General features: G+C 68.1%; 20 protein-coding genes. 9 read left to right on the forward strand and 11 right to left on the reverse strand.

Annotation, left to right across the window (positions count from 1 at the left end; translation table 11 throughout):
- Positions 1 to 45: 45 nt before the first annotated feature.
- The 5 genes from gyrB to dnaA form a co-directional block, all read right to left on the reverse strand.
- Positions 46 to 2,079, reverse strand: a complete 2,034-nt coding sequence (gene gyrB / locus Q9R08_RS02965) for a DNA topoisomerase (ATP-hydrolyzing) subunit B (protein WP_308866330.1) — start codon at positions 2,077 to 2,079, stop codon at positions 46 to 48.
- A gap of 121 nt (positions 2,080 to 2,200) precedes the next feature.
- A complete protein-coding gene (locus Q9R08_RS02970) occupies positions 2,201 to 2,767 on the reverse strand; it encodes a DciA family protein (protein ID WP_308866331.1) in 567 nt (188 codons plus the stop codon).
- Positions 2,760 to 3,971, reverse strand: coding sequence for a DNA replication/repair protein RecF (gene recF / locus Q9R08_RS02975; protein WP_308866332.1), 1,212 nt, complete (start codon positions 3,969 to 3,971; stop codon positions 2,760 to 2,762). Before recF ends, Q9R08_RS02970 begins: the two co-directional genes overlap by 8 nt.
- A gap of 40 nt (positions 3,972 to 4,011) precedes the next feature.
- Positions 4,012 to 5,166 carry a DNA polymerase III subunit beta gene (gene dnaN / locus Q9R08_RS02980; RefSeq protein ID WP_308866333.1) on the reverse strand — a complete coding sequence of 385 codons (1,155 nt, stop codon included), beginning with the start codon at positions 5,164 to 5,166 and terminating at the stop codon, positions 4,012 to 4,014.
- Between the two features lie 481 nt (positions 5,167 to 5,647).
- A complete protein-coding gene (gene dnaA, locus Q9R08_RS02985; protein ID WP_308866334.1) occupies positions 5,648 to 7,081 on the reverse strand; it encodes a chromosomal replication initiator protein DnaA in 1,434 nt (477 codons plus the stop codon).
- A gap of 309 nt (positions 7,082 to 7,390) precedes the next feature.
- Between dnaA and rpmH the strand changes: the two genes are divergently transcribed.
- The 8 genes from rpmH to Q9R08_RS03025 all read left to right on the forward strand — a co-directional run bounded on the left by rpmH (position 7,391) and on the right by Q9R08_RS03025 (position 18,942).
- Positions 7,391 to 7,528, forward strand: a complete 138-nt coding sequence (gene rpmH, locus Q9R08_RS02990) for a 50S ribosomal protein L34 (RefSeq protein WP_055952712.1) — start codon at positions 7,391 to 7,393, stop codon at positions 7,526 to 7,528.
- Positions 7,529 to 7,536: 8 nt separating this feature from the next.
- The gene (gene rnpA / locus Q9R08_RS02995) at positions 7,537 to 7,872 is read left to right on the forward strand and encodes a ribonuclease P protein component (RefSeq protein ID WP_308866336.1); all 336 of its coding nucleotides are present in this window, start codon (positions 7,537 to 7,539) and stop codon (positions 7,870 to 7,872) included.
- Positions 7,869 to 8,225: a membrane protein insertion efficiency factor YidD gene (gene yidD, locus Q9R08_RS03000; protein ID WP_308866337.1), complete on the forward strand. Its 357-nt coding sequence runs from the start codon at positions 7,869 to 7,871 to the stop codon at positions 8,223 to 8,225. Before rnpA ends, yidD begins: the two co-directional genes overlap by 4 nt.
- Positions 8,226 to 8,233: 8 nt before the next feature.
- Entirely contained in the window at positions 8,234 to 9,379 is a 1,146-nt protein-coding gene (gene yidC / locus Q9R08_RS03005) for a membrane protein insertase YidC (RefSeq protein WP_308866338.1), read from the forward strand.
- Between the two features lie 27 nt (positions 9,380 to 9,406).
- Entirely contained in the window at positions 9,407 to 9,925 is a 519-nt protein-coding gene (locus Q9R08_RS03010; RefSeq protein ID WP_308866339.1) for a Jag family protein, read from the forward strand.
- A gap of 46 nt (positions 9,926 to 9,971) precedes the next feature.
- Complete coding sequence (gene rsmG, locus Q9R08_RS03015; RefSeq protein ID WP_308866340.1) at positions 9,972 to 10,595, forward strand: 16S rRNA (guanine(527)-N(7))-methyltransferase RsmG; 624 nt, start codon at positions 9,972 to 9,974, stop codon at positions 10,593 to 10,595.
- 5,738 nt (positions 10,596 to 16,333) lie between these two features.
- The gene (locus tag Q9R08_RS03020) at positions 16,334 to 17,965 is read left to right on the forward strand and encodes a ParA family protein (protein ID WP_308866662.1); all 1,632 of its coding nucleotides are present in this window, start codon (positions 16,334 to 16,336) and stop codon (positions 17,963 to 17,965) included.
- Positions 17,965 to 18,942, forward strand: a complete 978-nt coding sequence (locus Q9R08_RS03025; RefSeq protein ID WP_308866341.1) for a ParB/RepB/Spo0J family partition protein — start codon at positions 17,965 to 17,967, stop codon at positions 18,940 to 18,942. The genes Q9R08_RS03020 and Q9R08_RS03025 overlap by 1 nt, the downstream gene beginning before the upstream one ends.
- Before the next feature lie 149 nt (positions 18,943 to 19,091).
- Here Q9R08_RS03025 and Q9R08_RS03030 read toward each other — a convergent pair whose 3' ends face one another.
- Positions 19,092 to 20,381: an RNA polymerase sigma factor gene (locus Q9R08_RS03030; protein WP_308866343.1), complete on the reverse strand. Its 1,290-nt coding sequence runs from the start codon at positions 20,379 to 20,381 to the stop codon at positions 19,092 to 19,094.
- 57 nt (positions 20,382 to 20,438) lie between these two features.
- Here Q9R08_RS03030 and Q9R08_RS03035 point away from each other — a divergent pair, with 57 nt between their 5' ends.
- Positions 20,439 to 20,786, forward strand: coding sequence for a tryptophan synthase subunit alpha (locus tag Q9R08_RS03035; protein WP_404909914.1), 348 nt, complete (start codon positions 20,439 to 20,441; stop codon positions 20,784 to 20,786).
- Positions 20,787 to 20,795: 9 nt separating this feature from the next.
- Here the strand turns inward: Q9R08_RS03035 and Q9R08_RS03040 are convergent, their stop codons facing one another.
- The 5 genes from Q9R08_RS03040 to Q9R08_RS03060 form a co-directional block, all read right to left on the reverse strand.
- The gene (locus Q9R08_RS03040) at positions 20,796 to 21,212 is read right to left on the reverse strand and encodes a YciI family protein (RefSeq protein ID WP_308866345.1); all 417 of its coding nucleotides are present in this window, start codon (positions 21,210 to 21,212) and stop codon (positions 20,796 to 20,798) included.
- A 213-nt stretch (positions 21,213 to 21,425) separates the two neighbouring features.
- Positions 21,426 to 21,749, reverse strand: coding sequence for a thioredoxin (trxA, locus tag Q9R08_RS03045; protein WP_163616257.1), 324 nt, complete (start codon positions 21,747 to 21,749; stop codon positions 21,426 to 21,428).
- A 90-nt stretch (positions 21,750 to 21,839) separates the two neighbouring features.
- A complete protein-coding gene (trxB, locus tag Q9R08_RS03050) occupies positions 21,840 to 22,826 on the reverse strand; it encodes a thioredoxin-disulfide reductase (protein ID WP_308866346.1) in 987 nt (328 codons plus the stop codon).
- Positions 22,827 to 22,997: 171 nt separating this feature from the next.
- The gene (gene murJ / locus Q9R08_RS03055; protein WP_308866347.1) at positions 22,998 to 24,602 is read right to left on the reverse strand and encodes a murein biosynthesis integral membrane protein MurJ; all 1,605 of its coding nucleotides are present in this window, start codon (positions 24,600 to 24,602) and stop codon (positions 22,998 to 23,000) included.
- The gene (locus tag Q9R08_RS03060) at positions 24,599 to 26,944 is read right to left on the reverse strand and encodes a DUF6049 family protein (protein ID WP_308866348.1); all 2,346 of its coding nucleotides are present in this window, start codon (positions 26,942 to 26,944) and stop codon (positions 24,599 to 24,601) included. The genes murJ and Q9R08_RS03060 overlap by 4 nt, the downstream gene beginning before the upstream one ends.
- Between the last annotated feature and the right edge of the window lie 18 nt (positions 26,945 to 26,962).

Here is a 26,962-nt window from a genome sequence, read left to right on the forward strand (position 1 = left end):
CGTTTCGTCTCGCTGTGCTCGCTCAACGACTGGGCCAGTGCCCGGTCAGATGTCGAGGAAGCGGACGTCCTTGGCGTTGCGCTGGATGAACGTGCGGCGGGACTCGACGTCCTCGCCCATCAGGACGGAGAAGATCTCGTCCGCGGCGGCCGCGTCGTCGATGGTGACCTGGCGCAGCGTCCGGGTCGTGTGGTCCATCGTGGTCTCCCACAGTTCCTTGGCGTTCATCTCGCCGAGGCCCTTGTACCGCTGGATGCCGGAGTCCTTGGGGATCCGCTTGCCGTTGGCGAGCCCGTCCTCGAGCAGCGCGTCGCGCTCCTTGTCGGAGTACACGTACTCGTGCGCCGAGTTCGTCCACTTCAGCCGGTACAGCGGGGGCATCGCGAGGTAGACGAAGCCCGCCTCGATGAGCCCGCGCATGTAGCGGAAGAGCAACGTGAGCAGCAGCGTGGTGATGTGCTGACCGTCGACATCGGCATCCGCCATCAGCACGATCTTGTGATAGCGCGCCTTGTCGATGTCGAAGTCCTCGCCGATGCCCGTGCCGAAGGCCTGGATCATCGCCTGGACCTCTTTATTGGCCAGTGCCTTGTCGAGGCGGGCGCGCTCGACGTTGAGGATCTTGCCGCGCAGGGCCAGGATCGCCTGGGTGTGCGGGTCGCGCCCCGAGACCGCCGAGCCGCCGGCCGAGTCGCCCTCGACGAGGAAGATCTCGCTGATCGAGGGGTCCTTGCTCGTGCAGTCCTTGAGCTTGTCGGGCATCGCCGCCGACTCGAAGACGCTCTTGCGACGTGCGGTCTCGCGCGCCTTGCGGGCGGCCATGCGCGCGGTGGCCGCATCGATCGCCTTGGTGATGACGCGCTTGGCCTGCACCGGGTTGCGCTCGAGCCAGTCGCCCAGCTGATCGCCGACGACCTTCTGCACGAATGATTTCGCCTCGGTGTTGCCCAGCTTCGTCTTGGTCTGACCCTCGAACTGCGGCTCCGAGAGCTTCACCGAGATGACGGCGGTCAGACCCTCGCGGATGTCGTCGCCGGTGAGGTTGTCGTCCTTCTCCTTGAGCAGGTTCTTGTCGCGTGCGTACTTGTTCACCAGGGTGGTCAGCGCCGCGCGGAAGCCTTCCTCGTGCGTGCCGCCCTCATGCGTGTTGATGGTGTTCGCGAAGGTGAAGACGTTCTCGGTGTAGCTCGTGGTCCACTGCATGGCGAGCTCGAGCGAGATGTGGCGCGTGGTGTCTTCCGACTCGATCTCGATGATCTCGTCGTTGACGACATCGGCGTGACGCACCTTGTTGAGGTACTCGACGTAGTCCACGAGGCCGCGCTCGTAGTAGAAGTCGTCGAAAGGCTGGCGCTCCTCCGACCCGCCGCCCTCGGCGTCGGTGACGTATGCCGACGCGGGGCGCTCGTCGGCCAGCGTGATGCGGAGGCCCTTGTTGAGGAACGCCGTCTGCTGGAAGCGCGTGCGCAGCGTGTCGTAGTCGTAGTGGACCGACTCGAAGATGGTGTCGTCGGGCCAGAACTCGATGGTCGTGCCGGTCTCTTCGGTCGGCTCGACCTTGGCGAGCGGCGCCTGGGGCTGACCGCCGTCGCGGTACGACTGGCGCCAGACATAGCCCTCGCGCTTGACCTCGACCTCGAGGCGCGTCGACAGCGCGTTGACGACCGACGAGCCGACACCGTGCAGACCGCCCGAGACGGCGTACCCGCCGCCGCCGAACTTGCCGCCGGCGTGCAGCACGGTGAGCACCACCTCGACGGTCGACCTGCCCTCGCTGCGGTGGATGCCGACCGGGATGCCGCGGCCGTTGTCGACGCAGCGGATGCCGCCATCGGGCAGGATCGTGACGTTGATGGTGTCGCAGTACCCGGCAAGGGCCTCATCCACGGAGTTGTCGACGATCTCGTAGACCAGATGGTGCAGGCCGCGCTCACCGGTCGAGCCGATGTACATGCCCGGGCGCTTTCGCACCGCTTCGAGACCTTCCAGGACCTGGATGTCGTCTGCCCCGTACGCGTTGGGAGCCTTGTCGGGCGTTTCGGGTTCCTCGGAAACGTTATCGGGGTTATCAGACGTCATCTTCGCGAGGGCTCCAAATCCTTCGATGGGGGCCCTGACAGTCTATCGGGTAACGGCCCGATCACAGCGCTCTACGCCCCTGTAAGGGGATGAAAGATGCTCGGATGACTCCGAACGTGGCTTATCCGTAGGTATCGCGCGGACCGCGGCCTGGAATCGTTCTGGGACCCCATTTCCAGGAGGGGACGTCGGGCCCGATGAAGCGGACCGAGTCCACCTTCGCCTCGGGGAAGCGGCGGACGATCTCTGAGAGGATGTGCGCGCGCATCAGCTGAAGCTGTTTCGCCCACGCCGTGGAATCGGCCTGCACCGTCAGCGACCCCTCCGAGAACGCCACCGGACGGGTGTGCCGCGCGGTGTCCTCGCCGGCGACCTCCGCCCACGCGAGGACGACGTCTTCGCGGGCGAGCTGGCCGTTCCACCCGGCTTCGCGGGTGAGGTCCGCGATGACGTCCCCCACTCCGCGGGGATCGCGACCGGGCGCGAACGGGATGTTCTCGTCGTCCACCGTGCGGCGGCGGCGCTTGCGGAACGAGCGCGCCGAGGGTTCGAGCCCGCGCAGCCGCAGGTACGTCGCGATCGTCTCGGGCACATCCGTGCGGTCGGGCACCCCCGGCGCGGCGGGTGCCGCCGCGGCATCCGCCGACTTTCCGGGCTCGGCGCCCCGTCCGGTCGAAGGATCAGGCATCCGTCGCCTCCGCATCCGCGGGGTCGAGGATGCGCCCGGCCTCCACCCGCACCATGCGGGCCCGGAGCCCCTCCGGCACGTCGCCCTCCACCGCCGCGGTCACGACCACCTGCTCGTAGTCGGCGGCGAGATGGGCGAGACGGGACCGGCGGTCGGTGTCGAGCTCGGCGAACACATCGTCCAGGATCAGCACGGGGTCGCCGAGGCGCGAGTCCGCACGCAGCAGCTCGGCCGACGCGAGTCGCAGCGAGAGCGCGACGGACCAGGATTCGCCGTGGGAGGCATAGCCCTTGACCGGAAGGCCGCGGATGCGCAGCAGCAGGTCATCGCGGTGCGGACCCACGAGCGTCAGTCCGCGTTCCAGCTCCGACGTGCGCTTCGCCGCCAGCGCCTGGCGGAAGAGATCCGCGATGCGTTCGGCGGATGAGTCCGCGGGATCGCCGGACGCCTCGGCCGCCGTCGTAGCCGACGCCGCGCCGCCGTCGCCGTCCTCGTCGCTCACCGCGCCGGCGACCGAGAGCGCCCACTCGATCTGCGGGTCGTGGTCGGCGCCGGCGATCGCGGTGTACGCGGCGGCGAGGGGAGTCGCAAGATCGGTCGCGAGCGCGAGTCGCGCCGCGATGAGCTGGGTGCCGAGCGAGACGAGCTTGTCGTCCCAGACGTCGAGCGTCGACAGCGCGTCCCCCCGGATGCCCCGGGCCTTCGCCGACTTCAGCAGCGCGGTGCGCTGCTTGAGCACACGGTCGTAGTCGGCGAGCACTCCGGCCATGCGCGGGGCGCGCTGCACCAGCAGCTGATCGGCGAAACGCCGGCGCGCGGACGGATCGCCGCGGACGATCTGCAGATCCTCCGGCGCGAACAGCACCACCTGCGCATACCGGGGAAGCTCGGTGGGCTTCACCGCGCTGCCGTTGACGCGCGCCTTGTTGGAGCCCTGCCGGTTGACCTGGGCCTCGAGCTGCACCCGGCGGTCGCCGTGCGCCAGCCGGGCACGGATGATCGCGGCATCCGCTCCGTCGCGCACCATCGGCGCGTCGTTCGAGACGCGATGCGATCCCAGCGTCGCGAAGAACGCGATCGCTTCTGCGAGGTTCGTCTTGCCCTGACCGTTGCGGCCGACGAAGACGTTCGGCCCGGGCCCGAGCTCGACGTCGACGGCCGCATAGTTGCGGAAGTCGACCAGACTCAGGTGCTCCACGATCACCGGACAAGCCTAGTGATCGGCGCCGACGCCGGGATGCTGGTCAGCGAAGGAGCAGGTTGGGCTGCAGCAGGTAGCGGAACGAGTCCGAGCCGGCGCGATCGACCGACGTCTGCGGCGTGATCAGCACCGGGCTGAGCTTGTTCGCGTTCTCGCTCGACGTGAACGTGATGCGCACGAACTCGCTCTTGACCGCGCCGAGCGACTCGAGCAGGTACTGCGGGTTGAGGCCGAGCGTCACCTCGTCGCCGCCGAGGAGCGTCGCGTCGACCGACTCGGTCGCGCGCGCCTGCTCGGTGCCAGAGGCGTCCATCGAGACGCTGTCGGCGGTGAACGTGAACCGCAGCGGCGCGGAACGGTCGAGCACCAGCGACACACGGCGCACTGCCTCGGCGAGCTCCGCCGTGTTGACCACCGCGTGGTGCTCGGTCTGCTCGGGGAAGAGGCGCCGCACGGGCGGGAAATTGCCCTTGATGAGCAGCGACGTCACGGTCTTGTTGCCCGCGGTGAACGCGATGATCTCGCGATCGCCCGAGCCCGAGAAGGCGATCGAGATGTCGCCGCCGTGCGCGAACGTCTTGCCGACCTCGGTCAGCGTCCGCGCCGGAACGAGCGCGGTCGTCGACTCGTCGGTCGCGGTGCCTCCGCCGTCCCACGGGATCTCGCGGAGGGCGACACGGTAGCGGTCGGTTGCGACCAGGCTGAGGCTGGTGCCCGAGACCTCGAGCTGCACACCTGTGAGCACGGGGGTCACGTCGTCGCGCGACGCGGCGAACGCCACCTGCGCGATCGCGGTTGCGAAGTCCTCGGAGGGAACGAGGCCGGAGTCGCCGGTGACCTCGGGGATCGCCGGGTACTCCTGCACCGGCATCGACGCGAGGGTGAACCGTGCGGATCCGCACGTCAGCAGGATGCCGCCGTCGTCGTCGACCTCGATCTGGATGGGAGCGTTCGGCAGGCGGCTGGCGATGTCGGAGAGCAGGCGGCCGTGGACGAGGATCGTGCCCGGGTCGTCGACGGTCGCGTCGATGGTGGTGCGGGCCGATGCCTCGTAGTCGAACGCGGCGAGCGAGAGGCCCTCGGCGGATGCCTCGATCAGCACGCCCGCGAGGATCGGCTGCGGGTTGCGCTGCGGCAGAAGCTTGACGACGAACGATACGGCTTCGCTGAACACATCGCGATTGACGTGGAACTTCACGAACGCTCCCTCTGCAGCGGGCCCTTCGACTGCGGGCTCGGGGTTCTCATGCTAGTGCCAGGCTCCGAGATTGCCAGTCCGGCTCCGCCCGGCGAGGAGCTCTCCACCGCAAAGGTGATCGGACGGGTTCATCAAAGAGATTTCTTGTCATGGTGTTAACGACTGTGGAAACTGTGGACAACTCGCTCGACGCCAGTCGGGACAGGGAAACCACAAGAGTGTGAGTTGTGGAACGGCTGCGGAGGGACGTCGGGAAGTCGGATGCCGCGGCCTCCGACATCCGCAATCCATCCACAGGCTTCCCCCGCTCGCTCACAGGGGTTTCCGCAGGCTTGGAGAGTTATCCACAGGTTTTCCACACTGTGCAGAACCGGAATGATGGACCTGCTCGCGGCACCTGTCAAGAACTTCTTCGGGCATATGCAGAGATGGGTCCGCGCGTCGTAACGCACGGACCCATCGACGGGGTGTAAAGGGATCGTCAGCGACCGTTGCGGCCGAGCTGAGCGGTGATCTCCGTCACCTGGTTGTAGATCGAACGGCGCTCCTTCATCAGCTCGCTGATCTTCTTGTAGGCGTACATCACGGTGGTGTGGTCGCGGTTGCCGAACAGCTGCCCGATCTTGGGCAGTGACAGGCTCGTGCGCTCGCGACACAGGTACATGGCGATCTGGCGTGCCGTGGCGACGGACTGGGAGCGGCTGGAGCCGTACAGGTCGTCAACGGTCAGCTTGAAGTAGGCCGCGGTGGCCGTGATGATGTCGGTCGGCGAGATGACGTTGGCGTCGTCCTGATCCACGATGTCGCGCAGCACGGTCTGCGCGAGCGACATGTCGAGCGTCGAGCGGTTGAGGCTCGCGAACGCCGAGACGCGGATGAGGGCGCCCTCGAGCTCGCGGATGTTCGACGACACGACCGTGGCGATGTACTCCATCACCTCGTCGGGGATGTGGAGGCGCTCGGACTGCGCCTTCTTGCGCAGGATCGCGATGCGCGTCTCGAGGTCGGGCGCCTGCACATCGGTGATGAGACCCCACTCGAACCGGCTGCGCATCCGGTCCTCGAAGCCCGTCAGGTGCTTCGGCGGCACGTCGCTCGTGATCACGACCTGCTTGTCGTGGTCGTGCAGCTGGTTGAACGTGTGGAAGAACGCCTCCTGCGTCTCGGCACGTCCCTGCAGGAACTGGATGTCGTCGATGAGGAGGATGTCGACGTCCCGATACCGCGCCTGGAATGCCGAGCCGCGGTTGTTGGCGATCGAGTTGATGAAGTCGTTCGTGAATTCCTCGCTCGACACGTACCGCACGCGGATGCCGGCGTACAGGCTGAGCGCGTAATCGCCGATGGCGTGGAGCAGGTGGGTCTTGCCCAGCCCGGAGTCGCCGTAGATGAACAGCGGGTTGTACGCCTTCGCCGGCGCCTCGGCGACCGCGACGGCCGCCGCGTGCGCGAAGCGGTTGGACTGGCCGATGACGAAGTTGTCGAACGTGTACTTCGGGTTGAGTCGTGTATCGCTGCGCGAGACGGATGCCGTCTCCGCCGGCTCGTCCAGATGCGGGCGCCCGATGGACGGCGCCGACGGGATGACCTGGGCGGTCGACTGGATCGGGATCGGCGCGGTGAGGTGCGCGTCCGCCAGGTCCGGATTGACGACGACGCGGAACGTGGACGCCGGGTTCTGCCCGTCCTGCACGACCCGTGTGAGGGCTTCGAGGATCGGGGCGCGCATGCGCTTGGTGAACTGGGCGGCGGTCAGATCGTTGGGAACGTCGAGGTACAGCGTTCCGCCCATGACACCCTGCGGCACGGCCAGGCTGATGAAGCCGTGGAGCTGCGGGGTGATGCGATCGTCGCGCACGAGTTCGTCCAGTACGGCCGTCCAGACCGGAACGTCTGGAACTTCGTGCGGTGTCATGGCCCCCCCGGGTTGTCGATGTTTCCACCGGAAGCCGCGGAAACGTCGGTCCAGGCCTGTGGATAACTGCCGGAGCCACGCTAGTCAGCGGGCGTCGCGTGAGCAAACTCCACTGTAGATCCGCCCTGCGTGTCGGTGCCAGGGTCGAATGCGTCGGCGGTGCATAATGACACGTTCTGCGCTCGGTTTGAGTTCTCAGGCGACACGACGTAGCCTTAATCGGTTGACTTATGCCTTCGTGGCAGTCGCCCCTGTACACACGTCCCCGGTCTCGAGCGTCCCGGTGACATCTGATCGGAAGTAGTTCCCATGAGCAAGCGCACCTTCCAGCCCAACAACCGCCGCCGCGCCAAGAAGCACGGCTTCCGCGCCCGCATGCGCACGCGCGCCGGCCGCGGCATCCTCTCGGCTCGTCGCGCCAAGGGGCGCACCGAGCTCTCGGCCTGAGCCGAGCGGTGCTCGGGAGGCGGAACCGACTCACCCGCGGAGCGGAGTACAAGGCCGTCGTCCGTCGGGGCCGTCGGTGTGCCGGAGCGCACACCGTGACATACGTGAACCGCGCCGTGACCGATGGTCCGGCGCGGTTCGGTTTCATCGTCAGCCGCCAGGTCGGCGGCGCCGTCGTGCGCAACACCGTCCGCCGTCGGCTCAAGGCCCTCTGCTTCGAGTCGCTCGACTCTGTCGCCCCCGGCGATGACATCGTGATCCGGGCACTGCCGAGTGCGGCATCCGCGTCGTTCGCCGATCTGCGCAGCGACGTCGAGAAGTGCCTGACGCGGAGGACCCGATGAGCGTCCTGCCCGGCTACGCCCTCGGCGAGGCCGAGTTCTCGGCATCCGATTCCCTCCGGAGCGTCCCGCTGCTCCCCCGCAACGCCGTTCTCGCCTTGCTGCACGGATACCGTGCCACCATCTCCCACACCTACGGCGATGTCTGCAAGTACTACCCCTCGTGCTCGGCGTACGCCGTCGGCGCGGTACAGCAGCACGGAGCCGTGAAGGGCGCAGCGCTCACCGCAGCGCGCCTCGCCCGCTGCCACCCGTGGGCCGTCGGCGGCGTCGATGACGTGCCGCCCCACAAGAACTTCCGGCACGAGCTGACCCGTCACGGGTACGTCGTGCCTGCCCCCACCGGAAAGGACTGATCCTCCAGATGGATCTCTTGACAGCCCTGGCCTCGACGCCTTCGCCACCACCCGCAGCGCCGAACGGAGGATTCGATCTCTTCGGGATCATCCTGTGGCCGCTCAAGTGGGCCGTCGAGGCCGTGCTCGTCTTCTGGCACTGGTTCTTCACGGCCATCGGCCTTCCGGCCGCCGACGGCATCACCTGGGTGCTGTCGATCGTGGGCCTCGTCATCGTGGTTCGATCGGCGCTCATCCCGCTCTTCGTGCGCCAGATCAAGAGCCAGCGCAAGATGATGGAAATCGCCCCTGAACTGCGGAAAGTTCAGGAGAAGTACAAGGGCAAGAAGGACCAGCTCTCGCGCGAGGCCATGAGCCGCGAGACGATGGCCCTGTACAAGAAGCACGGCACGACCCCGGTGTCGAGCTGTCTGCCGCTCCTCGTGCAGATGCCCGTCTTCTTCGCGCTGTACAGCGTGCTGAGCGATGTCACGAAGCACTACGCGGCCGGCACCGGCGGCGTCGGGCTGCTCAATGCGGAACTCACGGCGGAGTTCTACAACGCGAAGCTGTTCGGCGTCGCGTCGCTGCACGAGACCCTGATCCAGGCGTTCCAGACCGGGAACACCCCGGCGATCATCATCCTGATCACCCTCGTCGTGCTCATGATCGCGTCGCAGTTCTTCACGCAGCTGCAGATCATCTCGAAGAACCTCTCCCCCGAGGCCAAGACCGGCCAGGCCTACCAGATGCAGCGCATCATGCTCTACATCCTTCCGCTGGGCTTCATCTTCTCGGGTGTCTTCTTCCCCCTCGGCGTCGTCATCTACTGGTTCGTCTCGAACCTCTGGACGATGGGCCAGCAGTTCCTCGTCATCCGCGAGATGCCGACCCCGGGCTCGGACGCGGCGAAGGCGCGCGAGGAGCGTCTGGCGCGCAAGGGCAAGGCGCTCGATGCATCCGGCAAGGTCGTGCCGATGGAGAAGTACGTCGCCGAGCAGCAGCGCCTGTACGAAGAGGCTGAGCGGGCGAAGGCCGCAACGCCGAAGCGCCAGCAGCCCGTCAGCAAGCAGCGCGCCAAGAAGCAGGGGCAGAAGCCCGGCCAGAAGCCCGGCGCGCGGCCTGCCGCGGAGACAGACTCCAGTGGTTCCGCCGGCTCCGGCTCCGGTTCCTGACCCGACGTCACACACGAGGATCACGCAATGACCACGTCCCCTGAGTACGCTTCCGTCGACACGCGCGAGGAGCGGGTTCCCGCCACCGTCGCACAGCTCGAAGAGGAAGGCGACGTCGCCGCCGACTTCATCGAAGGCCTGCTCGACATCGCCGACATCGACGGCGACCTCGACCTCGACGTCCGCGCCGGCCGCGCCTACGTGTCGGTGGAAGCGCCGGCAGGCGGGTCCGTCGCGCTGATCGCGGCACCCGACACGGTGCAGGCGCTGCAGGAGCTGACCCGGATCGCGGTGCAGAACCGCACTGGCCGCTTCTCCCGCCTGATCCTCGATGTCGGCGGTTCGCGCGACGCGCGCCGCGACGAGTTGACCGCACTCGTCGACCGCGCGATCGCCCGCCTGGACGACGGCGCCTCGCAGGCTTCGCTCCCCGCGATGTCCAGCTACGAGCGCAAAGTCGTGCACGACATCGTCGCTGAGCGCGGCTTCGTGTCGGAGTCGTATGGCGACGGCGCCGACCGTCACACCGTCATCCGTCGCGGCTGAGTCCCGCGTTCCACGTGAAACATCTGTTGAATCGGGCGGTCCGTCGATGATCGAGATCGAGCAGGAACCCGCGGCTGCCGCCGAGATCTTCGGCGACCGCATCGAGGTCGCCCGGCGCTTCGCCGAGGCGCTCGGCGCCCATGGCGAGGAGCGAGGGCTGATCGGTCCCCTCGAGCCGCCGCGGCTCTGGTCGCGGCACATCCTCAACAGCGCCGTGATCGCGCCGCTGTTCTCCGGTCGCGTCGGAGACGTGGGTTCCGGCGCCGGTCTTCCGGGCCTGGTGCTCGCGATCGCCCGGCCCGACGTGGAGTGGATCCTCATCGAGCCGATGGAGCGTCGCGTCGCGTGGCTGTCGGAGCAGGTCGAGGCGCTCGAACTCGACAACGTCGAGGTGCTTCGCGCGCGAGCTGAGGACTGGAAGCGCGGACCCGTTCTGGATGCGGTGACCGCGCGTGCTGTGAGTGCGCTGCGCACCCTGGTGCCGATCACCGCTCCCCTGGTGCGCGACGGCGGAGAGCTCATCCTTCTCAAGGGAACGAGCGCCACGAACGAGATCGAAGCTGCTGCGAAGCAGCTCCGCAGCTTCAAGGTGACGAACGCCCGCGTCGAGATCGTGGGCGAGGACCTCCTCCCTGAGCCGTCCCGCGTGATCCGAGCCACCGTCCGCTGATCCTCGGGTCCTCGCCGGTCGAGTAGCGGGCACGCGATTGTCGCCGCGTTCGGTGGGCTGGAGTCCCGCGCGCCCTCATCGGCTTCGTGGCACGCTCTTCCCGGCGGTCGCGGGGCGAAAGCGTCGCTGCTCACGGATGGCTGAAGTGGCGTGGCCGGTCCGGTTACCCCGCCGCTCCCCCGACGCGTGCCTGCCTCCATTCGGCGTCATCGGCGACGACCGCAGTATCTCTACGACAACGAAGAGACACCGCGCCGGTAGACCGCGTTTCACGTGAAACACCCGTCACGGAGCGGTCGGGCGGTGCGACCACTCGACGTCATGACGGCCAGATCCACGGCTCAACGCCCTGTCGAGTAGAGGCGCGCCGGGTTCTTGACTCAGCCATAGCGTCGTAGGTCCGATGGCGCACCGGGCTCGCGGGTCTGGGAGGCCTCGCGGGTCAGAACGGTGGAAGGGTGGTGTTGCGCTTCTCGGGAGTACACGCGATTTGTGGAGCATTCGCGGCGGAGCACAGTGTCACGACAGGTTGCACACCCGGCTATCCCACGGGTGCCGGGGCACGGGCCAGCGCGCGGTCCGGTCCGCTGTTTCCCGGTGTGCTGCGTTGTTTCATATGAAACATCCCGCGCGCCAGCCGGCGCTGACATGCGGGTGAGGTCAGCGGCGTTCTCGGTCGTGACTCGGGAGGACCGTGCTTAGTTGCCTGCCGTTTCAGTGCGTGGGCCGGGCTTCGGATACCGCATCGGCGGCCCGTGCTCCGGGGCAAGCGAGGAAGTCGAGGATCCGTGGTGCTCTAGGTGTTTCACGTGAAACGTCCTTCGCAACCAAAGCGCGCTGTCTCGCGGATAACGTCCGCTGGCTGGGGCAAGCCACCATTTGGATGCGGCGAGTCGGTTGCCTAGGCCGGTGTGCACGATCCGCTCGGCGGATTCAAGTCGCACTGGAAGTCTTCACTCGAAGTAGCCTTCTCTCGCAACTGAGCCGACTTTCGGTCATATCCGCGGTCATGGTCCGTCGCTCCAGGCCGTCCCGTGCGAAGTTGCCGCCTGTTGCACTGCGTTGAACGCACGATTCGGATGCGGCGCGGACCGCCTTCGCCGGCGCGAGCGATCCGGTCGAAGGGTCCATTGTGCTGAGTTGTTTCACGTGAAACATCCCTCGCACCGATTCATTCCTAGCCGCACGTGATGTGCACGGTGTGTCTCGCTGGGACTCTCCGGGGCGGTGCGAAGCTGCCGCCGGGTACGTGCGTGGGGGTCAGAATTCGGATGCGTGACCGGTTTGCCGTGTGCTGGTGCAAGTGTCCGGGCGACGACTTGATGGCGCGGGGTTGTTTCAGGTGAAACCTCCCTCGCGACGGGATGTCCTTATCGGCACGTGATGTCCAGGGTCTTGCTCGCTTCTGACTCTCAGGGACGGCGCGAAGCGGCCGCTGGTTGTGCTTCGTGGCCCTGAAAAATGCGGATGCGGGCGGTGTGTGCCGTGCACCGGTGGAAGTGATCGAGTCGACGAGGTCATGGCGCTTGGCTGTCGGACGTCAAACAACACTCGCGCCGAAGTGTTCTGAGGGGCACGTGATGTCCAGGGTCTTGCTCGCTGAGGACTGTGAGGGACTGTGCGGAGCTGCCTCCGGTTGCGTGCGTGGGGGCCAAGACTCGAAGCTCGCTCGGTCGGGCATTCTCCGTGCGAGGGGTCCGGTCGGCCGTTCCATGGCGGACTCGGTCGTTTCACGTGAAACATCCGGCGCAATAGGTCGCGCTGACGGACGGTGACTTCTGCGATCCTGGTCGGCGGCGACTGTGGGCGAGCGTGCGAAGCGCCGGCCGATTGTGCTGCGCGGGGTCCGCGGTTCGGACGCGTGGCGCAACACAAACCGTTGGCCTGCCGAGCGCGCCGGCTGTTGGCGGGCGGCGTTCGTGGGGGACCCCGCTGGACGAACCAAGCGGTCCGGTGCAGGCTCGGTTTGCGGGCGCGGCACCACAGCTTCACGTGCTGATCCCGTTCCCAGCCACCCGAGGCGCCGACGCTGCGACGGGGCGTCAGGTGGGGCCTCCGTCTGTGTGACCTGTATCCCACTACGATTCGGCGGACAGTGAGGCGCGGCGACGACCCGGGTTCGAAGCATACGTGTTCCGCTGCACGACACTCGTTCAGCGTGGATTCGATTGCTTGGAGGTCGGGTGCTCGCCATGACTGCCCAGGAATCGCAGTGCAAACCCAGGGCGGCGTTCGCCCGTCGGCGCGGAGCCCCGTGTCCCGCAGGGGTGGCGCGGAGGCCGCAGCTCGGATGACTGTCGTCAAGACGGGACTCGCTGCCAGCGCTGGCTATTGGTCCCCGGTGGAATGGTGGCGGGGAGCGGCGCACACCCGGAGTGACCTGGTGGAAGCGTGTGGTCACAGCGGAAACGGCTCGGACCGTCCCGTGGAAATGTCTCTCGCCCATCCCCGAGATTTGCCGCTGGGGCGGCGGCCGTGGGCGCGGTCCGTTCCACCCCTGAATGTCGACGGGAATCGGTGCTGGTCGCCCGCCGACGTCTGCGGACGCTCGAGGGGATCACAAGAAGCGCGGGGCCGCCGGTGGATTCTGTCGGCGATCTGCAGTTCGGTTGTGTTCTTCGGGATGCTCCCCTGCTGTTCCGGCGCGACCTCGGCTGCTTACCGGCGACAGATAGTCGGGTGGGATGTTTCACGTGAAACGCCGCCCCTCCCCTACTTGACGCTGGTCGCTCTGTGCCGCCGCGGCCGATCATGCCCCGGACGCGGCGATTCCTCAGCACGTTCTCCGTCGGCGACCGCGACCCCTCGAATACGTCGAGTGGACCATCGATGCCGCACATGGAGGTACCGCGAGTTTGGTTAGTGGTCGAGGGCGGGAATGGCGTATGTCGCGGTGCCACAGATCGTTACTGCTTGCGGCGCGAGTCCTTCTCGGATGTTTCACGTGAAACATGCGGCGGACGTCCTCATCTGACAACAGATGGCGGCTTCGCTGCGCTCGGTATCGCTCGCGCCACGGAGGTGCACACTTCGTGACGCGCGGCGGCGGACGAAGTACTTCGCGTGAATCGGCAGCTCTGCCCTTGCGGCGCTGGTTGGCCTGGTCGCGCGGCCGTTGGCGAGACCCCTGCAGGAGCGCCTTGCTGCTAAAGGGGGATGTCGATCATGGACCGCTGTGAACGGGGACTTCTTGGCTCTGTGAGCATTGATGGGTGCCGCAGGGTCCATCGTGTGCTGTACGGCACCACCGCGCGCACAGGTGCGGCCGTACGCGGCCGCAACTGTCGTTCGCAGCGTAGATACAGCTGTCGCCCGTTCGTGAATGCATGGTGGCTGGCCATCCTGCCCTCTTTCAACTCGGCTGACCGCGGGGTGGCGGGTTGCGGGGCGCGGTGGCGGCCGGATGTTTCACGTGAAACGCGCCCATGCCGATGAGTTCGTGCTGACGCACGGGCCGTGGCCTTGGGATGGTCGGTGGTTCGTGGACGACTGAGTGAACCGGTGACCGGTGACACGACGGTGGCGACGGCTCGACGAGGTTGCGTGGGCGATGTGGCGAGGCGCTCGCGGGCGACGACGTACGTCAGGGGCTTGCCGTGCCCCGACTCGGGTGATGGCGCAGCCGTCGGCTGGTCGCACGACGATGGCGGCCGCATGGTTGACCGTATGAAAGCAGCCCTCCGGCACGGACTAACGGCCCCGCGTGCGGGCGGAGCGTGGACGATGGTGCAGCGCCCGTGCAAGTTGGGACATTCCAGCTCGGGTGTCGTTGCGGAACTGCTCCATGATGAAGCATGGTCGAGTCGACAGAATCTCGTCGTTGTCGGCGGCCTAGGAAGACGATCCGGTCCGATGACTGGCCCGCCCGCGCGTCCGCCGCAATCTCCTGTGCGGCATGAATTCAGTCGTTCCAGCCAACGACGGTTCGCTGGCGGTCGTGGCCAGGCTGCAACGTGAGCGACGGTCGAACGCGGGCGGGCCGGTTGCTGGATGGCAGCACAGCTTGGGTGTTTCACGTGGAACACTCCCTCGAAGGCCACTCGACGACCGGTGAGTCTGTCCGGGGTTGAAGCTCGAGTAGGTCTCGGTGAGCAGAATCGTCCGGCTCTGCGGTTCCGGCGGTAATCCGAGCTCTGCACGGACGCACCTACTCGCTCGCCCGGAGCATGGGCAGGCGGCTGGCGGTGTGGGCGTGGTGTGATTGGCGGCGAGTAGCGGTGAGAACCGTCGCTGTGGAGGCAGTGTTTCACGTGAAACATCAGCCTGGGCATGTAGGGGTCTACCCAGAGGGTCGGTCCGGTCGTTGCCGCTGGACTTCCGAACCAGTCCCCGGATATGCCGGACAGCCGATGAGGCCGCGGCTGCTCGTCGGTTCAGAGGCGCATCGTATGGCAGTCCCGTGTGCGCAGCGGTCCGCGGGTGAACGGCCGATCCGTTAGCGCGACCGGCGGCGGGACTCAGAGGCCACACGGCGCGACCGTCTCCGCTACTGATCGGGTTGGTTCTTGCGATGTCGTCGAACCTTCGCTGTCTCCTTTGGAACCGGTCCCTCGTCGAGGTTGCCGGCCGTACCGCCTTTCCATAGTGGAGGCGCCTGAGCTCGGCAGGCCCACGCCTACGCCGCCACTGCAAGCCCGCCATGCGGGTCCTTTGCCGCCTCCTTTGGAAGCGGTCCGTCGTCGCGGTTGCAACGCCGTACCTCTTAGTAGCTCGGGCGCAGGGAGTCGGCAGCCCACGCCTACGCCGCCACTGCAAGCACCAGCGCGTCGTTCGCTGTCTCCTCGGGAAACGGTCCGTCGTCGCGGGTGCAGGCCGTACGTCTGTATCAGTAGGTGGGGCGCGGGGATTCGGCAGCCCCACGCCTACGCCGCCACTGCAAGCACCAGCGCGTCGTTCGCTGTCTCCTTTGGAAGCGTCCGTCGTCGCGGTCGCAGGCCGTACGTCTGTATCAGTAGCTGGGGCGCAGAAGCCGGCAGACCCGACCCACACCTGCACCGACGACGAAAGCTCACCATGCGAAACCAGGAGACGACAACTGCGGTCGCAGCGGATCACAACCGGGTTCGGTGCTGGGTGGCCGAACCGTGTTTCACGTGAAACACAGAGCATCTCCGCGCAACGGATGGCATGCGACGCGACGCACTCCGTGACTCGATGGAGCTCGAGCCCGTGGTTGCCGACGTAGACAGGCCACCCTCTTCGGATGGTGCCGGATCGGCCGGCCTGTGCGCCGCGCACGAAAGGCGAGGTCCCGATGGGTCGACAGGGAAGCGGGGGTGATGATGCTCGTGGGAGAACATGCGTATGGCACCTGCCGCAAAGGACGAGTGCTGATCGGCGCTCTCGCCGCCACCCCCATGAATTGACGAACAGGCTTGCCCACCGAGCCGCCGCATGTTCCGGTCGGCATGCAGATGAGCCCGCACCACCTCAGCAAGCCGCATTCTGAAAGGCTTCAAGGCAACAGGAGGAGCAACGTTTCAGGCGTGGGCGGGCTCCGGTCCCGCACCCACGCGGCGACCGCGCTGGTTCCGTCACGATCGAGTACCTGGGCTTCCCAGGAAGCGGCGGGTTAGCACCGCAGGTGGGGTCAGGCGATGTTGACTAGAGGCGATGGCAGTCCCGCTCGCAACGGTAAGGAACGCATGAGTAACTGGCTCCGACGGCTGGGGATGGGGGGAAGGCGGGATAAGGTGGAAGGCGATGTTGAGCGGCCTGCGCAAAGGGGAGAGTTTCACGTGAAACAACCCGACGAGACCGAGGCTCAGGCATCCTTCTCGTCCAATCGCCCGCTCACCGCCCTGGCGACAGAGTCTCCGTCAGCCTCCGCGGACGACAACGTCGAAGCTCCACGAGAAGCATCCGGCGCAGCAGAGTCCGCCGATGCGGGGGTCCTGCCTAGGGACTCCGATGTCGAGTCCGCAGCCGAGCCGCAGATGAACGACCTGGCCCCCGGAGTCGCCGGCGTGTCCGCTGAGAACATCCTCGAAGAGGACTCGTTCACGTCTATCGATTCGGACCTCGCCGATGTTGATGTTCCCGCGACCGAGAACCTCGTGCCCAGCGAGACCCTCGTGCCCAGCGAGAACCTCGTGCCCAGCGAGAACCTCGTGCCCAGCGAGAACCTCGTGCCCAGCGAGACCCTCGTGCCCAGCGAGAACCTCGTGCCCAGCGAGACCCTCGTGCCCAGCGAGGAGCTTACGCCGGGCGAGGACGTTACGCCGGGCGAGGACGTCGTGGCGGGCGAGGACGTCGTGGCGGGCGAGGACGTCGTGGCGGGCGAGGACGTCGCGCCGGACGAGGTGCAGGCGGACATGACGGACGCCCACGCCGATGTCGCGGCCGACGATTACGCTGGACCGGCACCCGACGCATCACCCGACGTCGCTCCCGCCCTCGTCTCGGACGAGGGCACCCCGGCCACGCAGGAAGAGGACTCCCCCATCGCGCAGCACGACGGCGTCACCATCGGACACGACGAGGACGACGACTCGCCGATCGCCCGCGAACTCGCAGACCTGACGGCGCGCCGCAAGGCGCTCGAAGAGGCAGAGGTTCAGCTGACCGGCCGCACGCGGGTGCTCACGGTCTCGAATCAGAAGGGCGGCGTCGGGAAGACCACCACGACGGTCAACCTGGCGGCGGCCCTCGCCGAGCGCGGCGCCCGCGTTCTCGTGATCGATCTGGATCCGCAGGGCAACGCGTCGACCGCGCTGGGCGTGCCGCACACCGCCGACATCCCGAGCGTCTACGACGTACTCATCGACGAATTCCCCCTCGCCGACATCATCCAGGTCAGCCCGGAATCCCCCAACCTGCTGTGCGCGCCGAGCACGATTCACCTCGCCGGCGCCGAGATCGAGCTGGTGTCGCAGGTCGCGCGCGAGCACCGGCTGCGCGTCGCCGTGGACGACTACCTCGAGAAGCACGAGGGCCAGCTGGACTTCATCCTGATCGACTGCCCGCCGTCGCTGGGTCTGCTCACGATCAACGCCTTCACCGCGGCCACCGAGCTGCTGATCCCGATCCAGTGCGAGTACTACGCGCTCGAAGGGCTGAGCCAGCTGCTCGGCACCGTGCGCATGATCCAGAAGCACCTCAACCCGCGGCTGCAGCTGTCGACGATCATGCTGACGATGTACGACGGTCGCACGCGCCTTGCACAGCAGGTCGCCGACGAGGTGCGCGAGCACTTCCCCAAGGAGGTGCTCGACACCGTCGTTCCACGGTCTGTCCGGGTCTCTGAGGCGCCGAGCTTCGGCCAGTCGGTGCTCGCCTACGATGGACAGTCGGCCGGCGCCATCGCTTACCGCGAGGCGGCTGTCGAGATGATCCGGCGCGACAGCGCCTCGAATGAAAGGGGCGTCTGATGGCTGCGAAGCGCACAGGGCTCGGCCGCGGAATCGGCGCATTGATCCCGACCAACGAGCAGGCTGACGACCGCCCCGCCGATGTCTTCTTTCCCCGTGCTGTCGCTGTCGACGAGGCCCCAGCCGTCGAATCGGTCTCGGCAGACACCGAGGAGACCCTCGTCGAGGTCCCCGGTGCGCGGCTCGCGCATATCAACCCCCACGACATCGTCCCCAACCCGCGTCAGCCGCGCACGAACTTCGACCACGAGCACTTCGCGGAACTCGTGCACAGTGTGCGCGAATTCGGTGTGCTGCAGCCGGTCGTCGTCCGCAGCAACGACAAGGGCGAGTACGAGCTCATCATGGGCGAGCGCCGCACTCGCGCCGCACGAGAGGCCGGACTCACCTCGATCCCGGCCGTCGTGCGCGACACCGCCGATGAGCACCTCCTCCGCGACGCTCTCCTCGAGAACCTCCACCGCTCAGAGCTCAACCCGCTGGAAGAGGCATCGGCGTACCAGCAGCTGCTCGAGGACTTCGGCATCACCCAGGAAGAGCTCGCGACGCGCATCGGCCGCTCGCGCCCGCAGATCAGCAACACGATCCGGCTGCTGAAGCTGCCGGTGCCGGTGCAGCAGCGCGTCGCCGCCGGTGTGCTGACGGCCGGCCACGCCCGCGCGATCCTCTCGCTCGAGGACGCCACCGCGATGCAGCGCCTCGCCGACAAGATCGTCAACGAGGATCTGTCGGTGCGTGCCGCGGAGGCTGCGGCAAAGCTCCCGGATGCCTCGCCCACCCGCGCGCCGAAACCCCAGGCGGGTTCGCGCCGCGCGCATCTCGACGAGGTTGCCGAAAGGCTCGGCGATCGCCTCAACACCCGCGTGAAGATCTCTCTCACCGCCAGAAAAGGCCAGATCGCGATAGATTTCGCGAGCATCGAGGATCTGAATCGAATCCTGGGGGAGCTGGGCGAGAACGGCTACGGCCCGGCGTGATGCCGGGGACCCTCCCACCTATCGGCCCCATGGCTCGCCAGCACCACGGCGGCGCGTCGCCTCACCGCTGACATCGCCACCCGCTGCGGGGCGTCGAGGTCGTGCGTGACAGCGTCGCGATCCTCGAGCTGTCCGTCGGCTCGCAGCAGTCAGCCGTGGGGCGGTGTGCGCCGCGGCGCGGAAGACGCCGCTTGCGCGGCACGACGCCGGAGGAGTGCCGTCTCGGCGTCGTTGCCGGGCAGAGCAGCGGCTTCCAGGAATGCGGCGGCCGCGGCATCCGTGTTCCCGAGGCGCTCGAGCAGCTCGGCGCGGACGGCGGGCAGCGGACGGAAGCCGGCCAGCTCCCCCGCTAGCCCATCCACAACGGCGAGTGCCTGCTCCGGGCCTTCCGCCATCGACAGCGCGACCGCACGGTTGAGCCGCACCACCGCCGACGGGGCGAGGGCGTCGAGCGCGTCGTACAGCCGGAGGATGCGCCGCCAATCGGTCTCGGCGAATGTCGGCGCCACTGCGTGGCATTGGGCGATGGCCGCCTGCAGGCCGTAGTAGCCGAGACCGCGGGCGGCGGCATCCGCTCGTGTCATCGCCTCGTTGCCCCGCGCGATCGCGGAGCGATCCCAGCGGCGACGGTCCTGCTGCTCCAGGGTGAGGGGCAGACCGTCGGCGTCCATGCGCGCGCGGAACCGAGACGACTGGAACTCCATCAGGGCGATGAGCGACCAGATCTCGGGCTCGCGGGGCATCAGCGCAGCGAGCTGACGGCCGAGCCGCACCGCTTCGCGCGCCACATCGGGGCGCAGCAGCCCCTCCCCCTCCGTCGACGAGTACCCCTCGGTGAAGAGCAGGTAGATCACCTGGAGCACGCTCGCGAGGCGGGCCGGTCGCTCCGTCCGGTCAGGGACCTCGAACGGCACCCCCTCGTCCGCGAGCGAGCGTTTCGCGCGGACGATCCGCTGCTGCACCGTCGGCACCGTCATGAGAAGGGCACGCGCGATCTGCTCGGTGGTGAGGCCGGCCACTGTGCGCAGGGTCAGAGCGAGACGGGCCTGCGGCGGAAGGACGGGGTGGCAGGCGACGAACACCAGTCGAAGCACATCGTCCTCGATCCGGTCGGGGTCGGCGTGGTCGGGCACGGTGTCGACCGACTCCGCGTGCAGCGCCTCCGTCACGAAGAGAGGTTCGCGCTGCGTCAGCCGCTCGCGCCGGCGCCATCCATCGATCGCACGCCGCTTGGCCACTGACATCAGCCAGGCACCGGGATTGTCAGGGATGCCGCCTACCGGCCAGCTCGCGAGAGCTTCGACGAGCGCCTCCTGGGCAAGATCCTCCGCCCACGAGAAATCCCCCGTGTGGCGGGTCAGCGCCGAGACGATGCGTGCGGACTCGTCACGCCACACCGCCTCGACGGCCCGCCGAGAATGGCCGTCGTCGGAGGTCATGCTCTCAGCGTAGGCGGGGCGACCCACGGTGTCGGAATCGCAACGTACCCTGGATTGGTGGCGAACGAGGAGCACACCCTGCGACGGCGAGCGAGCCTGGAGCTGCTGCGCGCGGAGGCCGCAGACGAGCTCTCGGTGCTGGTGCACGAGCGGCTGCGAGCCGGCGAAGACCCGTGGGAGTTCATGGACGAGCTTCCGACCGTCGACGAGCTCGTCGTGTACCTGCTGCGTGCGGAGAACATCGCCGCCGACGGGGGATCGCGTCCGAACGCCAGCCGTCACTATCGGGTGCTGCGGCAGATCGCGCTCGAGTACCCGCCGCTGACGAAGGCGGTGTGGTCGCTGCTGGGCGACGCCAACACGCACCGCCGGTGGGACCCGACGGTGCGCGCGGAGGCGAGCTGAGGCTCCAGATCACGAGTTGGCAGCGCGCCACTCCTGCTCCTTGGCCACCCATTCGTCGCTCTGGTCGAAGTCGCTGATCTCGTTCACACGCCGCACTTCGAGCGCCGTTCCCGGACCCAGAGGGCACTTCCGCGCCCAGTGCTCGGCCTCTTCGCGGGAGGACACCTCGATGATCCAGAAGCCGGTGAAGACCTCCCGCGCCTCGGCGAAGGGTCCGTCGGTCACGGCAGGCGGCACGGAATCGAAGTCCACGCGGAACCCCTCTGCGGCGTCCGAAAGGCCCTCGGCACTGAGGAAGACGCCGGCCTTCTGAAGCTCTTCGTTGTAGGCGCCCATGGCGGCGTACGCCTCCGCCATGTCGTAGGTCTCGGGGTCGAAGGCCGCTGCCGCCTCGGCACCGACCTGCATGATGAGCATGTAACGCATGAGGTTTCCCTTCCGTCGGGGCTGGGCCCGCGTCGGGGCCCGAGTGGCCCCTTCACTCTGTGCGTCGAACAAGCCTCGTGCAGATCGACATCGAGCGACAAGAAAATGCGGGGCGTCGTCGATGCCCTGATGGGCATACAGGCGAAAAGCCAGGTGAACGCATGAAACCCCGCCGGCAAGGCCGGCGGGGTTCCATGAAAGCGGGGTACGGACTCAGCCGATGTAGGCGGCGAGGTCCTTCTCGAGCGCGAACTTCGGCTTGGCGCCGATGATCGTGGTCTCCACTGCGCCCTTGTTGAACACCTTCATCGCGGGGATCGACGTGATCTGGTACTTCATCGCGAGATCGGGGTTCTCATCCACGTTGAGCTTGAGGATGGTGATCTTGTCGGGGTGCTCCGACTGGATCTGGTCGAGGACGGGCGAGACCATGCGACACGGGCCGCACCACTCCGCCCAGAAGTCCACGAGCACCGGACCCTCGGCCTGGAGCACGTCCTGCTCGAACGTGGCGGAGGTCGTCGCCTTGGCGGTCATCTGTGTTTCTCCTTCGATGGAAGTCTGTCGGTTGTGTCAACAGCACCGGCAGGGGGATTGTTCCCGGGCGTGTCGCGACGCCGCGGAAGGTCAGACCGCGCTCACCTCGGGCAAGCCGGCGATCTGGTCGCCCGAGACGTCCGGGTCGCCCGCCTCGCCGAGCGCGGCCAGGTAGTGCTCGAGGTCCAGCGCGGCGACCGTGCCGCTGCCTGCGGCCGTCACCGCCTGGCGGTAGGTGGGGTCGATGACGTCGCCGGCGGCGAACACACCCGGCACCGAGGTGCGCGATGAGCGGCCGTCCACCCACACGGTGCCCTCGGGCGTGAGGTCGAGCTTGTGATGCACCAGGTGCGTGCGCGGGTCGTAGCCGATGGCGACGAACACGCCGTCCAGCGGAAGCTCGCGCGTCGAGCCGTCGACGGTGTCCTTCAGGACGATGCCGGTGACGGCGTCCTCGCCGATGATGTCGACGACCTCGCTGTTCCAGACGAACTCGATCTTCTCGTTCTTGAACGCCCGCTCCTGCATGATCTTCGAAGCGCGCAGCTCGTCACGACGGTGGATGACGTACACCTTCGACGCGAACTTGGTGAGGAACGTCGCCTCCTCCATCGCCGAGTCCCCGCCGCCGACGACCGCGATAACGCGCTCACGGAAGAAGAACCCGTCGCAGGTCGCGCAGTACGAGACACCGCGACCGGACAGCCGGGACTCGCCCTCGATGCCGATCTTGCGCGGAGCGGAACCGGTCGCGAACACGATCGCGTCGGCCTCGTGGCTCGCGCCGCTGCCGAGCGTGACCTTCTTGACAGGGCCGTCGATATCGAGCCCCACGACGTCGTCGTAGAGAACCTCGGCACCGAACCGCTCGGCCTGCTCCTGCATCTTCGCCATGAGGTCCGGGCCCATGATCGCCTCGGGGAACCCGGGGAAGTTCTCGACCTCGGTGGTGTTCATCAGCTCACCGCCGGCCTCGACCGAACTGGCCACGACGAGCGGGTTCAGGTTCGCGCGGGCGGCATAGATCGCCGCCGTATAACCCGCGGGACCGGAGCCGATGATGATGACCTGACGCACGTGCGCACCTTTCCTCGTGAAGCCTTCGAAGCGTTCCGCGACGGACGCGATGGCCTCGGATGCCTCAACACATGGTAACCGCGCGGCATTCCGCACCACGCCCGCGTGCGGGCGCGCCGAGCGGCCCGGACGGGCGTCGGCTCCCGCCCGTTCGACGTGAGCCGCGAGAGGTCAGCGCCTGCCGGGCAGGAAGCGCCGGACGAGGCCGGTGGCGACGGAGAGCTCGGGTGCACGCAGCAGGGCCAGCAAGCCGACGTAGACAGCGATCGACACGAGCCCGATGATCGCTGCGCCTACAGCGCCGAGCAACGGGCTCGACGCCGTCCACCCGTCAGCGCCGCCGAACCACAGGAACACCAGCCATCCGACGGCAGCGGCCGGGATCGCCGCGAGGACGAAGCGAGCGAGCGACAACAGCCATGATCCGACCGCGAGGTCGCCCAGGCGTCGCTCCAGCAGCCACGTTGCCAGGATCACCTGCACGACGCTCGCGAACGACTGCCCGAGCGCCACGCCGGCCGCGAGGAAGTCCAAGGAGAGCGTGGCCTGCGCCACGAGAGCCGTCGCAACCACGATCGCGCACTGCAGCACGGTGAAGAAGAACGGTGTGCGGGTGTCGTTGTACGCATAGAAGGTGCGCTGGATCACGAAGAGCACGGCCAGCGGGATGAGGCCGACGAGGAACGCGAGAAGCACCCACGCCGCGGCGACCGCTTCATCCGCCGAATTGGTGAAGATGCGGGAGGCGGGTACCGCCGCCGCCGCGAGCGCGAACGTCGCGATGACGATGAACACGCCGAGGGTACGGATGCTGCGACCGACGTCGGCGCGGACATCGGCGTCGCGGCCAGCCGACGCGTGCTCGCTGAGCTGTGTGAAGTAGGGGGTGCCGATGGACAGCACGATGATCGAGTACGGCAGCATGAACAGCAGCCAGGCGTTCTGCGACGCGATCGCCGCCGGCCCGTCACCGGAGGCGCCGGAGAGGACACGCGACTGGACGAGCCCGGCGAGTTGACCGGCGAGGACCATGAGGAAGGTCCAGCCGGCGAGCCGCCCGAGGTGGTTGAGTCCCACGCCGCGCCACCGGAAGTCGGGCCGGAGGTGCAGCCTGGTGCGCCGCCAGAAGAAGAGCAGGATCACGGCCTGCACCACGATTCCCAGCGTCGCGGTCCCCGCGAGAAGGGCGACCATCGATGGCGTCCACGCGGAGGGGGAGGTGATGGGTCCGCCGAAGAGCGCGATGAAGACGAGGAATCCGGCGATCGACACCGCGTTGTTGACGATCGGCGCCCAGGTGAACGGCCCGTAGACGCGACGTGCGTTGAGGGCCTCGCCGACGAGCGCGTACAGCCCGTAGAACAGGATCTGCGGCAGGCACCAGTAGGCGAATGCGGTCGTGAGCGCGAGCTGCTCGGCCGTGTAGTCGGGAGCGTAGAGCTGCACCAGCCAGGGCGCGGCGATGGTCGCGAGCGCTGTGGTGACGACGAGGACGACCGTGCCGAGCGTGAACAGCTTGGAGATGAACGCCCGACCGCCATCGGGATGAGCGCCCGCCTTGACGATCTGCGGCACCACAACCGCGGTCAGAAGACCCGTGGAGATGATCGCGTAGATGTTGTTCGGCAGCTGGTTGGCCGTACCGAAGGCGTCGCCGGCACGGCTGTTCACCGAGCCCACTGCCGCGACCAGCACCACAGCGCGCAGGAACCCGGTGAGGCGCGACACGATCGTGCCGGCGCCGATGAGGACGCTCGCGCGCCCGATGCCGCTCATCGCCGCGGCCCGTCGCTCGATGCGGGGTCGGCGGCAGCCTCGCCGTCCACCCGAGCCTCGCCGTCCACCCGAGCGTCGTCGTCGCCGGCAACCTCGCCGTCAACGGCCGCCTCGCGATCGCCGCGGGCGTCGTCCACCGTGGCCTCGTCATCGGGCCCGCCCTCGCCGACTGCACCACCCGCGCGCGGGGCCGCGCCTGCGGCATCCGTTCCCCGCCGCCGACGGCGCATGCGCAGGACGGTACGTGCGATGCCGATCAGCAGAAGGGCGCCGACGAGCACGGCGAGCGCGGCGATGCCGGCGGCCTCCCAGTCGGCGTAGACGTTCACGTCTACCGATTCCGGCTGGCCGATCGCCACGAAGGCGGGGCTGCGCAGCTGGAGGGTCAGGGTCACGTCGCCGCGCCCGACCCGCGCCTGCACGGGCACCTCGACCCGCGTGTTGCTCTGAGGTGTCGCGACGACAGGGGTCTCGCTCTGCACGTCCAGGCGGAGGTTGTCGCGTGTGGTGTAGAGCACCAGGTTGACCGGGTACGGCAGATCGTTGCGCACCCAGAACCGCAGCGCAGCGCTCGAGCCGTAGAGGTCGCTCGGACTCGTCGGCAGCAGCGCGACGGATGTGAGCGTGCCGGCGGTCTCGGTGCGGTGGTCGGCGAGCGCGGTCGGCCACGTGTCGTCGCCGATCCAGGCGACGCCGAGCAGCTGCAGGATGTCGGCGCGCTCGGGTCCCGTGAGCAGCGACGGCTGATCGAGGATCGTCGCGAACCGGGCGATCTCGCTCTCGTCGCCGATGAGAGCGGATGCCGCGGCCGCCCGTTCGGCGGAGGCATCGGTGCCCACCAGCTCGACCTCGCGGGCCTCGCTGGCGGCGATCGTGGCGATCGTGCGGGCAGTGAGGTTGGGAGCCGACAGGGCGGTCGAGATCGCGGCGCCGAGATCCACGCGCGAGCGTCCGTCGCCGCGCCCGACCGTCACGAGGAGAGGGCCGTCGGCCTCGGCAGCAGCGAAGGCGAGGTAGGCGGTGGCGGTCGTCAGCGGCGCTCCGCGGAGCCATGGCACGTCGCTCTGCGAGGCCGCGTCGAGGGCCGACGAGACGTCGCTGTCGTAGACGAGCACCTCGGCGTCGCCCACGTGTCCGTGTGCCGAGACGGTGCGGCCGTCGGCCCCGGCCACCGTCGTCGCCGAGGGGATCACCGTCGCGGCGGGGGCGCCGTCGCTGCCGAGCTCGCCGAGCCGCGTCACGATGTCGGCGTCGGCCGTACCGTCGGCCGGCCAGTAGACGCCCGGGCGGGTGGCCGGTCCGACGGCGAGGAGCGCGTCGGTGCTGGGCAGCGCGTCTCCCGGCGTCGGCGTCGGCGCGGGGGTCGGGGTGTCAGACGGAGTCGGGGTCGGCGTGGCCGTGGACGTCGGGGTGGGCGTGGCGAAGTTCGACGGCGACATGTACGCGGTCAACGACGTCGGGGCGAGCGGCTGCGGCAGGCCGGCCTGCAGCTGGGCGGTGACATCGGCGTCGCCGAACTGCAGCGCGAAACGGGAGTTCTGGATGCTCTCGAGCCGGCTGAGCCACTCGAGTGCGGATTCGGGCGCCGACGTGCCGAGCACGCGGATCGCGGCGGGCACCGCCGGGTCCACCGCGAGGATGGCCGACGTGCCGGTGACGGCGTCCAGCTGATTGGTCAGGTCGCCGTCGGGCGCCGTGAGCTCGGCCAGCTGCTCGGCGGTGAGGAGTCCTTCATTCAGCGCGCCGGCGCTGATCGGCACGATCACCCCGATGCCGACGTCGGTGGCATCGTCGGCCGGGACGATCATCGCGCTGGTCGAGCTCACCGTGCCGGAGGCGCCCTCGTACGAGGCGGCGAGCGGATAGACGCCTGGCGCGAGGCCGCTGAGGGCGGGGTCGTCGGCCGCCACGGTCATGCCCCGCACCTGGGACGCGCCGGGCGCGACGGCACTGAGGGCGTCCGAGGCGATCGGCTCGACGGCTACGGTCGAGGCGGTGCCGTCGAGCCAGGCGTCCAGTGCGTGGCGGTCGGCGAGCGGCGTCCTGCCGAGCGACAGGGTCACCGTCGACGGCGTGACCGGGGCATCCGTCCCGTTCTGAAGCGAGATCGAGACACTCAGCGCATCGCCGGGGCGCACGATGCCGTCGGCCTGCGGCGACAGCGTGAACACCGTGGTGCCCACCGGGATGCTGGCCGTGGGGCTCGGAGACGGTTCGGGGTTCGCCGCCATCGCGGCAGCGGGGAGCAGCAGCCCGGCGACCACCGCCGCCGCCGCAACGGCGGCGGTCACGAAACGCGGGGCGCGGCGCGCGGGACGCTGCAGGGCTCGCGGTGGGGTCACGATCATCCTGTCGGGGTT

It is taken from the genome of Microbacterium psychrotolerans (genome assembly GCF_031085295.1).
Classification (GTDB): Bacteria; Actinomycetota; Actinomycetes; order Actinomycetales; family Microbacteriaceae; genus Microbacterium; species Microbacterium psychrotolerans.